Consider the following 9,692-nt stretch of genomic DNA (forward strand, 5'->3'; position numbering starts at 1 on the left):
AATCGAAATACCTACTTGTGTCGATATCTGTGAATTCTTAGTCGTTAAATCAAATAAACAACTCTCTCCATCATTGTTATCATCACAAACAACATAGTTACTTGGTGTGGTGATGATAGGACTTCCAATAATTGAAATTTGAGTTGTAGTTGGGCTCGCACATTGTCCTGGATTAGGAGTAAAAGTATAAGTTGTTGTAGTTGTATTATTGATAGTCGGTGACCAAGTACCTGATATTCCATTTTGTGAAACTAATGGAAGAGGATTTATTGTGGCTCCAGAGCAAGCTGTTGTATTAATATTGAATGTTGGAGTTGTTGCAGTTGTAATAATAGTGATGGTCATGGTGGTTGGATTCGCACATTGACTATTGTTAGGTGTAAAAGTATAGGTTGTAGTTACAATATTATTTAATGCTGGAGACCAAGTACCAGTTATTCCATTTATAGACGTAGTAGGTAATGGAGAAATTGTATTTCCGCTGCAAACAGGAGTAATTTGATTGAAAGTTGGAGTTACTTTTGGATTGACTGTTATTGTCAATGTTGTTGTGGTAGCACATTGGCCGGTGCTAGGAGTAAAAGTGTAAGTTGTTGTGTTAGTATTATTTAATATAGGTGACCATGTTCCAGTTATTCCATTTGTAGAAGTAGTTGGAAGTGGAGCTAAAACATCTCCATTACAAATCTGAGGAACAGATGTAAAAGAAGGTGTAACATTTTGATTGACTGTTATTGTCAATGTAGTTGTCGTGGCACATTGACCAGTGTTTGGGGTAAAAGTGTATACAGTTGTATTAGTATTGTTTAATGCAGGTGACCAAGTTCCAGTTATTCCATTTATTGATGTAGTAGGTAATGCGCTTAATGTTTGACCAGAACAAATCGGACTCACTGGATTAAATGTAGGTGTTATGTTTGGAGTAACATTAATAGTTAATGTTGTTGATGTTGCGCATTGACTATTAATTGGAGTAAAAGTGTAAGTTGTTGTTGCTAAATTATTCAATGTTGGTGACCATGTACCAGTGATTCCGTTTGTTGAAGTGGTTGGAAGTGCAGTGATTGTTGCACCCGAGCAAACAGGAGAAATAGCATTAAATGTTGGAACAATTAATGGATTAACTGTTATTGTTAATGTTGTAGTTGTTGCACATTGACCTACATTAGGCGTAAAAGTATATGTAGTGGTAGTTGTATTGCTAACTGAAGGAGACCAAGTTCCTGTAATTCCATTTGTAGATGTTGTAGGCAGTGTAGAAGCAGCTGTTCCAAAACAAATAGGTGTTATAGCATTAAATGTAGGTGTGATAGGATTTACTACACTCACATTCAAAACTTGATTAGAAGCACAAGGAAATAGTATAGAATTTGGAGTAAAAGTATAGTTGCCACTAGCAGTATTACTTATTGTTGCTGGACTCCATGTTCCACTAATTCCATTTGGGGATGTTGTTGATAATGTTGGTACTGTTCCACCTGTACAAATTGGTGCAATTACAGCAAAATTAGGTGCAGTAATTGAAGGACAAGCCGTATTACATGTTGTTGTCATTGGTGAGACACAAGAAACTCCATTAGCAGTTAATGTAAAAGTTACAGATGTACCAGGACTTAATCCAGTTACTGTATAATTTGAAGGAGATACCCATGTGCCTGTTACTGGTGGACCTCCAGCTATAGAGTAGGTATAAGTGAAATTTGTTTGACCAACATTACTAAAATCAAAATTTAATGAGGTAGTTGTTGTATTTGGACTCGCAAAATCACAGAATAAATTTAATGAAGGACCAGTATTTGCAATAGTTACAGTTATTGGAGTTCTATCACTTTCGCAACCAGCAATGGTTTGGCTAACATAGTAAGTTGTAGTTCCAAGTGTTGTAGTAGATGGAGTAGGTGCTGAAGATGATGCTGTTCCTCCTGTAGCATTTGTTCCATACCAATTTAATGTTCCGCCTGCTGAAGCATTAGCAATTAATGGAACAGCACTTGCATTCTGACAATAATTTACAGGGCTAGTTACAGTTGGAGGATTTACAACTGTAAAATTTATAGTTACTGTTGAGTTTGTCGTAAGATTACAAATATTAGTTCCTGTTAATGTTAATGTTACACTAGTCCCAGTAGCATTAGCAGGTATTGTATAATTAGTTACTAAGTTAGATGTATTTGAAAATGACCCAACAGGTGCTGTCCACAACACACTTTGATGACCTTGTGCTATTCCATTCAGATTTATCGTAGAACCTTTACATGCAGTAATTGCATTGCCAGCATTAGTAAAAAATGGAGGAATTGGAGCGATACAACCAGTATTAGCATAACTAGGTGTTCCTGTAGTAGTAAAGTTTACAGTGGCACCATCATTATCTGCTGTTGTTCCACCATAGTTTCCTAATGAATTAATTAATAAACTACGTTCATAAGTTACAGAGTCTGTGCAAGCTCCAAATGACATTGTAAGTGTTCTAGTTCCGGGAATAACATTATAATTCGCAAAATGCCCACCAATATTGGCAGCATTATCTTGAAAAATCATGTAGATTGTGGTTGTTAATGAACCAAAAGAATTGAAAGCAGTATTTACATTATAGCTTGTAACTAATATTACAGTTGCATTCGCAGGCAAAACACCACCTGTAGGTTCTAATATTTGTCCACAATTTCCTGCAGCAAAAATGCTAGCATTTAAAGCAGCTACTTTTGAATTAGTAGTTGCGTTTTGAACAACTCCTAACCAAGGATTATTTGGCCAAGTTACATTTAAGTTACTTACATTTATATTAGCGGCACCAACTTTAAAACGTACCATTTCATTAAATCCTTCTTCATTTGTTGGATTATTAGGAGAGCATGCGTCAACCAATATACTTTCAATTTCAAAACATTGAGAGAAACTTTCCTCTGGTTTTAAAAAAGACAAAATTGTAAAAAGAAATAGACAAATATATTTTGTAGAATTTTTAAACATAATTTATGTAATAAATTTTGCAACGAAAATAATGAATTTAAATTTATTGAAAGTTGAATGTAATTAAATTATGTAGGTATAAATAAAAAAAATCTCAAGAAATTTCTTGAGATTTTAAATTTTGTGGGGAGAGTAGGATTCGAACCTACGAAGACGTAGTCAGCAGATTTACAGTCTGCCCTCGTTGGCCGCTTGAGTATCTCCCCATTCGCTTAACGAGGTTGCAAATATAGGAACACTTTTAAATTTTCCAAATATATTTTTTATTTAATTTCATCTTATTTTTTAATCTTTTGGTAATGAATAAAATAAAAAAATCTCCAATTGGAGATTTTTTTTATTTTTAAAGACTTTTATTATTTATTGACCTAAAAGTTCCTGAACTTTTGCTTTTAATTCATCTCCTCTTAAATCTTTTGCCACAATATTTCCTTTAGAATCTAAAACAAATGTTGTTGGAATTTGCTGAATGTCATATTGAATTGCTATTGGATCTTCAAAACCTTTCAAATTTGATACTTGATTCCAAGTAAGTTTATCTTTAGCAATTGCATCTTTCCATTTTGTAGCATCATCATCAAGGGAAACTCCAATTATATTTAATCCTTTTGAATGAAATTCATTATAAAGCGCTACTACATTTGGATTTTCTTTTCTACATGGACCACACCATGAAGCCCAAAAATCAATAATAGTTACTTTACCCATTGACTCTTTAAGAGAAATTGTTGAACCATTTGGACTTTTAGCAGAAAAATCTGGAGCTAACTTTAAAGAATTAAGTTTTTCTGCTACTGCAGGATTTTTCATGTTTTTCTCAATAGTTTTTAACTTTTCAGATATCGCTTTCCCTTTTTTAGTATTTCTAAATTCTTCATTTAAATTTTCAAAAGTTTTTTTAACTTTTTCATATTTAAAATCTTGTGAATTAAATAGACGCTCAACAAGCAATAATGAAATATAAGAATTTGGATTCTCATCAGGATATTGGTTCATGTAATCATCCATTTCTTTTTGAATTTTTACATATCCACTTTTTAAACTTTCAATAGCCAGATTATCTTTCTTTTGTTGAGCCTCCATCAACTTTTGAATGTTTTTATTTTGGTAATCTACCATTCTTTTTTGGATAGCATTTGATTTATCATTAAATTCTTGAAAATAATCATTGCTATCTGTTCCACTAATTTTTGACTTCCAGATACTGTCTTTATCAATCTTAACTACAATTTCTCCACTTTCCATAATAAATGGAACAGGTTGTTGAATGTCTTTAATATACAAAGCAAACATGCTAGGTTCTTTAACTTTACCTTTTAATTCAAATTTTCCGTCTTGTACTTTTGCAGAATCTACATTTAATACAAGTCCTACATCATTTTGTGTTTTAAGAAAAATCATTTTACCATTTGGTAATCCTTTTGCTTCACCAGAGATTAAAAATTCTCCTTTTTTTACTTTACTGCAACTTAAAATGGAAAGGGATAAAGCAATTAAAAAAACTATTTTTTTCATTATTTTTATTTAATTTAAATTTTCGCAAAAGTATTTAAAATAAAACAAATTATATCCTTTTTATGATATGTTTTAGAATTCTTTTGTTTTGTTATTTTTTGCAAAGGATTTAGCATCATTTCACTAATAAAATTGTAAATTTGTTGGTAATTTTATTTAAAATGATAAAAAAAATCTACTTATTCATATTCTTGTGTTCTATTTTTTCAACTTATTCTCAGGTTGTTATAAACGAAATAGATGCTGATAATCCTGGTTCTGACAATAAGGAATTCGTTGAGTTGAAATCAAGTTCGCCAAATTTTTCTTTAAATGGATATGTCATGGTTTTTTTTAATGGACAAACTGGAGCAGGAACTTTAAGTTATTATTCTCTAGATTTAGATGGATACACTACTGACGTTAATGGAATTATTCATTTTGGAAACTCTCAAGTTTCACCATCACCGAGAACACCTTATTTTCCCTTAAATACAATTCAGAATGGTCCTGATGTAATTGCTATTTTTACTGGAAATGATACAGATTATCCTTTAGACACTCCTGCAAGTAATTTAAATTTGATTAGTGCTGCTGCATATTCTACATCAACAACTTTTCCAACTACATTAATGAATCTATTTGGAATTACTATTTGCTCTATTGATAATCAACCACTTGGTTCAACTTCAAACTCTATTCAAAGAAAAAATGATGGAACTTATGAAGTTAAACCACCAACTCCTGGAGTAAATAATGATGGTAGTGGAATAATCTTTAATTATGTAACCACTTCGACTAGCCAATCTATTTTATCTGAAGGGCAAACACTAACTATAAATTTTTCTACATCTGCACCTGTTACTTCACAACCACTTGTAATTTCTTTTTCATTAAATAATGGTAGTTTTAATACAAGTGATTTTTCTGGTTTAACTAGTGTAACTATTCCTGTAGGTTCTTCAACTGGATTGGCTACAATTCAATTACTCGATGATTCTTTGAATGAAGGTGATGAAGAATTGAAAATAGTTTTAAATACACTTCCCATTGATTATTATCTAAACAATAATGATTTAATAGTTAGGGTTAATGATATTAATTTTATTGTATCACCTTTTGGTACTCCTTTAAATCCAACTTTTGGCAACGTTTCAAGTACAGCTCCAAATGGTTATTATTCTTCATTAGAAGGACTTTCTGGTGCTGCTTTAAAACAAGCTATTCAAGATATTATTGCAAATCCATCGGTAGTTCATGCTCACAATTATGGTGATATTGAAACTATTTTGAAAGTAGCTGATCAAAATCCGGCTAATAGTAATCAAGTTTGGTTAATGTATGTAGAACAGCCTCGTTCAAAATTAGATTTTCAGGATTCTAATAGTAATCTAGGAAAATGGAATAGAGAACATATTTTTCCTCAATCTCGTGGAGGATTTCAAGATGGGACTTTAAGTTTTGCTGACGGAATTAATATTTGGTTACCAACAAACGCAGACGATATTTTAGCGGGTCATGCAGATGCACATCATATAAGAGCAGAAGATGGTCCAGAAAATAGTTTAAGAAGTAACAGAGATTATGGTTCAGATTATAATGGACCTACAGGAAATCTTGGTAGTTGGAAAGGAGATGTTGCTCGTTCTTTATTTTATATGGCAGTTCGTTATAATGCGCTGAGTTTAGTAAATGGAAATCCAGCTGATACTACTGGGCAAATTGGAGATTTAGCTTCCTTGCTTCAATGGAATAATTCAGATCCAAGAGATGATTTTGAAATGAATCGCAATAATTATATTTATACTTGGCAAGTTAATAGAAATCCGTTTATTGATTATCCAAATTTGGCTGATTATATTTGGGGTGCAAATGCCGGACAACAATGGTTTTCAACACTTTCAAATACAAATTTTGAAGAAAGCAAAGTAGTGATTTATCCAAATCCGAGTAAAGGAGAAATTACTATTTCAGGTATAGATTCTGAGTATTCTGTTGAAATTTATAATAGTTTGGGTTCAAAAATATATGAATCTAAATTTGTTGTTAACAATCAAATTCAAACCAATTGGTCAAGCGGAATTTATTTTGCTAAAATAACTTCAGATTCTAAATCTGTCGTTAAGAAAATTATAGTGGAGTAACTATTGACAATTTTATATTGAAAACAATTTGTATTCTTGCATTATGAATGATAATTTCACAAATGAATTTTTTGGTATAGGAATTCAAAACGGAAAAACTCCTGAGAACCTTGGTGTTTTGTGGCGATCTGCTCAAAATTTGGGAGCAAGTTTTATTTTTACTATTGGAAATAGATATGCCAAACAAGCTTCTGATACTCATAATGCTGTGAAATCTATGCCTTATTTTCATTATGAAGATTTTGAGGATTTCTTTAAAAATTTACCCAAAGGAGCAAGACTTGTTGGTGTAGAATTAGATGAAAATGCGGAAGATTTAGAAACCTTTCAGCATCCAAGACGATGTGTTTATTTATTGGGTGCAGAAGATAATGGTTTAAGCAAACAAGCAATTGAAAAATGTCATTTTTTGGTAAAATTTAAATCAGAGAAAAGTTTAAATGTTTCTGTTGCAGGAAGTATAGTTCTTTATGATAGAGGAATTAATAAACCAAGATCATAAAAATAAATCTAAATTTTCAACTTAAGATTCCTATTTGCCGATGCAGAAATTAGCAAAAATATTACCCAAAAGCTCATCATTAGTAACTTCGCCAGTAATTTCGCCAAAGTAGTAAAGTGCCTGACGAATATCGATTGCCATTAAATCTGAAGGAATTCCTGAACTTAATCCAAATTTTACTTTTTGAATTTCTTCTAATGCTTTGTGTAATGAATCGTAATGTCTTGTATTTGTTACAATTGTTTCGTTATTTCTTAACGAACCAGTATTTACAAATGATAGTAATTGATTTTTTAAATCTTCAATTCCAATTTTTTCTTTGGCAGAAATAAGTAAGATGTTTTCTATTTCAGATTTCAGAAGGATAACTTCATTTTCTGTTAATTTATCGGCTTTATTTCCAATGATGACTAATGGTTTCAATGGAAATTGATTTTTTATTTTTTCAATTTCAATTTTAAATTTAGAACTAGATGTTACAAACTCGGTACTATCAAATAAATAAACAACCACTTGGGACTGCTCTATTTTTTCAAAAGTTTTTTTAATTCCAATGCTTTCAACCACATCTTTTGTTTCTCTAATTCCAGCTGTATCAATGAATCTGAAACCAATTCCATCTATAACTAATTCATCTTCAATAGTATCACGAGTAGTACCAGCAATGTCTGAAACTATAGCTCTTTCCTCATTTAATAAAGCATTCAATAGTGTTGATTTTCCGACATTTGGTTCGCCAACAATAGCTACAGGAATTCCATTTTTAATTACATTTCCAACAGCAAATGAATCGATTAATCGTTTTAAAACAAACTCAATTCGATTTAACAAATCATGAAATTGTGTTCTATCTGCAAACTCTACATCTTCTTCAGCAAAGTCTAATTCGAGTTCGATTAATGAGGCAAAATTTAATAATTCTTCTCTTAGTTTAGCAATTTCATTACTAAATCCACCACGCATTTGTTGCATGGCTATTTGATGTGAAGCTTCATTATCAGAAGAAATTAAATCGGCAACAGCTTCGGCTTGAGATAAATCTAATTTACCATTTAAAAAAGCTCGAAGTGTAAACTCTCCAGCTTGTGCCATTCGACAGCCTTTACGAAGTAATAGTTGAATAATTTGTTGTTGAATAAAAACAGAACCATGACACGAAATTTCAATTACGTCTTCACCTGTGTAAGAATTTGGATTTTTGAAAATAGAAACTAAAACTTGATCATAAATTTTTGTCCCATCTACAATAGTTCCAAGATGAATTGTGTGAGTTTTTTGTTTGAGTAAATCTTTTCCTGAAACTGATTGAAATACTTCTGATGCAATTGAAATAGCATTTTTTCCTGACATTCTAATAATGGCAACCGCACCAGAACCTGATGGTGTAGCTAATGCAACGATTGTATCATTGTAAATCATAACAGTTTTTTGTTTTAAGAGTGCAAAGATACCATTTTTAAAATTTTATAACTATTTGTATTTTAATTGATTTTTTTTGAAATGTTAAATAATTGTAAATATGATAGTTATCATGTTTTTTTGGTTTTTTATAATGTAATTTTATAAAAGTTAACCAATACATATTAAATAATGAAAAGGATTTTATTTCCAACCGATTTTTCTGATGTGGCAAACAATGCTTTTGTTCACGCTTTAGGTTTAGCAAAATTAGTTCACGGTGAGTTGATTTTACTGCACACCTATGAACTTCCAATAGTAGATAATCAATTTGCACCACAAAATTATCAATTACTTTTTGATTCCTTGGAACTTTCAAATTTTGAAAAATTTAAAGATGAAGTTCCAAAACTTCGAGCTATCGCTGAAGAAAATCATTTTGAGGATATTAAAATGTCTCATATGATTATGGATGGTGATTTGATATACAACATAAAGGAAATCATCAAAAAAGACAAAATTGATTATGTTGTAATGGGAACTTCTGGAGCAACTGGATGGAAAGAAGCTTTTTTAGGGACAAATACAGGTGAAGCCATTGTAAATTTAAGCGTTCCTGTTTTAAGTATTCCAAAAGATTGTAAATATACCAAAATTGAAACTATTGGATTTACTACTCGATATCGCGAAAAAGATAAAGAGGCTTTAAAACAAGTTATTAAAATTGCAAAAGCTGCCAATGCAAAAGTGAAGTGCCTTTATGTAAAAACCAAAGCTACAGATAATACTGAGGTTATTTTTGATGATTGGAATGAACAATTTAAAAATGATCCTGTAACCTTTTTTATACTTCCTAATGAAGATGTAAAAGAATCTATTTCTGATTTTATTACGCATCAAGAAATTGATGTTTTGGCAATGCTTACTTATAAAAGAAGTTTCTTTGAATCACTATTTTCTTCAAGTTTTACTGAAAAAATGTCTTACAATAGCGAGATTCCAATTTTAGCACTTCATCAATAAACATGAAAAAAACCGCAAATCAAATTTTGAATTGCGGTTTTATATTTTAAAAAAAAGGTAATGTGGTCAAAAATAGTTGGTGATTTTTCATTTTAGATTAATTATCTTGTCCATATCAAACTGAAGAGGAAATTGGCTCTGCTGAGGAGCAACCAATC

General features: G+C 31.1%; 6 protein-coding genes and 1 tRNA gene. 3 read left to right on the forward strand and 4 right to left on the reverse strand.

Going from position 1 to position 9,692, the window contains the following annotated elements; translation table 11 throughout:
- From ABD771_RS13465 to ABD771_RS13475, 3 genes are all read right to left on the reverse strand, one after another.
- On the reverse strand, nt 1-2,925 hold a 2,925-nt coding region (locus ABD771_RS13465), incomplete at its 3' end, for an Ig-like domain-containing protein (protein ID WP_486320582.1).
- Between the two features lie 172 nt (nt 2,926-3,097).
- Nucleotides 3,098-3,179 (reverse strand) — tRNA-Tyr (locus tag ABD771_RS13470).
- A gap of 154 nt (nt 3,180-3,333) precedes the next feature.
- Nucleotides 3,334-4,488 (reverse strand): DUF4369 domain-containing protein, encoded by a 1,155-nt coding sequence (locus ABD771_RS13475; RefSeq protein WP_345095470.1) that lies wholly within the window; start codon nt 4,486-4,488, stop codon nt 3,334-3,336.
- 161 nt (nt 4,489-4,649) lie between these two features.
- Here ABD771_RS13475 and ABD771_RS13480 point away from each other — a divergent pair, with 161 nt between their 5' ends.
- Entirely contained in the window at nt 4,650-6,611 is a 1,962-nt protein-coding gene (locus ABD771_RS13480) for an endonuclease (RefSeq protein WP_345095472.1), read from the forward strand.
- Nucleotides 6,612-6,654: 43 nt separating this feature from the next.
- Nucleotides 6,655-7,113, forward strand: a complete 459-nt coding sequence (locus ABD771_RS13485; RefSeq protein ID WP_345095474.1) for an RNA methyltransferase — start codon at nt 6,655-6,657, stop codon at nt 7,111-7,113.
- Between the two features lie 30 nt (nt 7,114-7,143).
- Here the strand turns inward: ABD771_RS13485 and mnmE are convergent, their stop codons facing one another.
- A complete protein-coding gene (gene mnmE, locus ABD771_RS13490) occupies nt 7,144-8,532 on the reverse strand; it encodes a tRNA uridine-5-carboxymethylaminomethyl(34) synthesis GTPase MnmE (protein WP_345095476.1) in 1,389 nt (462 codons plus the stop codon).
- 171 nt (nt 8,533-8,703) lie between these two features.
- On the opposite strand from mnmE, the gene ABD771_RS13495 reads away from it, so the two are divergent.
- A complete protein-coding gene (locus ABD771_RS13495; protein ID WP_345095478.1) occupies nt 8,704-9,534 on the forward strand; it encodes a universal stress protein in 831 nt (276 codons plus the stop codon).
- Nucleotides 9,535-9,692: the final 158 nt, after the last annotated feature.

The organism is Flavobacterium chungnamense, assembly GCF_039539165.1.
Lineage (GTDB): Bacteria > Bacteroidota > Bacteroidia > Flavobacteriales > Flavobacteriaceae > Flavobacterium > Flavobacterium chungnamense.

Bases quoted from the DNA above. Each gene is read 5' to 3' on its own strand.
- mnmE (WP_345095476.1), bottom strand. From the start codon at position 8,532: ATGATTTACAATGATACAATCGTTGCATTAGCTACACCATCAGGTTCT.
- ABD771_RS13475 (WP_345095470.1), bottom strand. From the start codon at position 4,488: ATGAAAAAAATAGTTTTTTTAATTGCTTTATCCCTTTCCATTTTAAGT.
- ABD771_RS13495 (WP_345095478.1), top strand. From the start codon at position 8,704: ATGAAAAGGATTTTATTTCCAACCGATTTTTCTGATGTGGCAAACAAT.
- ABD771_RS13480 (WP_345095472.1), top strand. From the start codon at position 4,650: ATGATAAAAAAAATCTACTTATTCATATTCTTGTGTTCTATTTTTTCA.
- ABD771_RS13485 (WP_345095474.1), top strand. From the start codon at position 6,655: ATGAATGATAATTTCACAAATGAATTTTTTGGTATAGGAATTCAAAAC.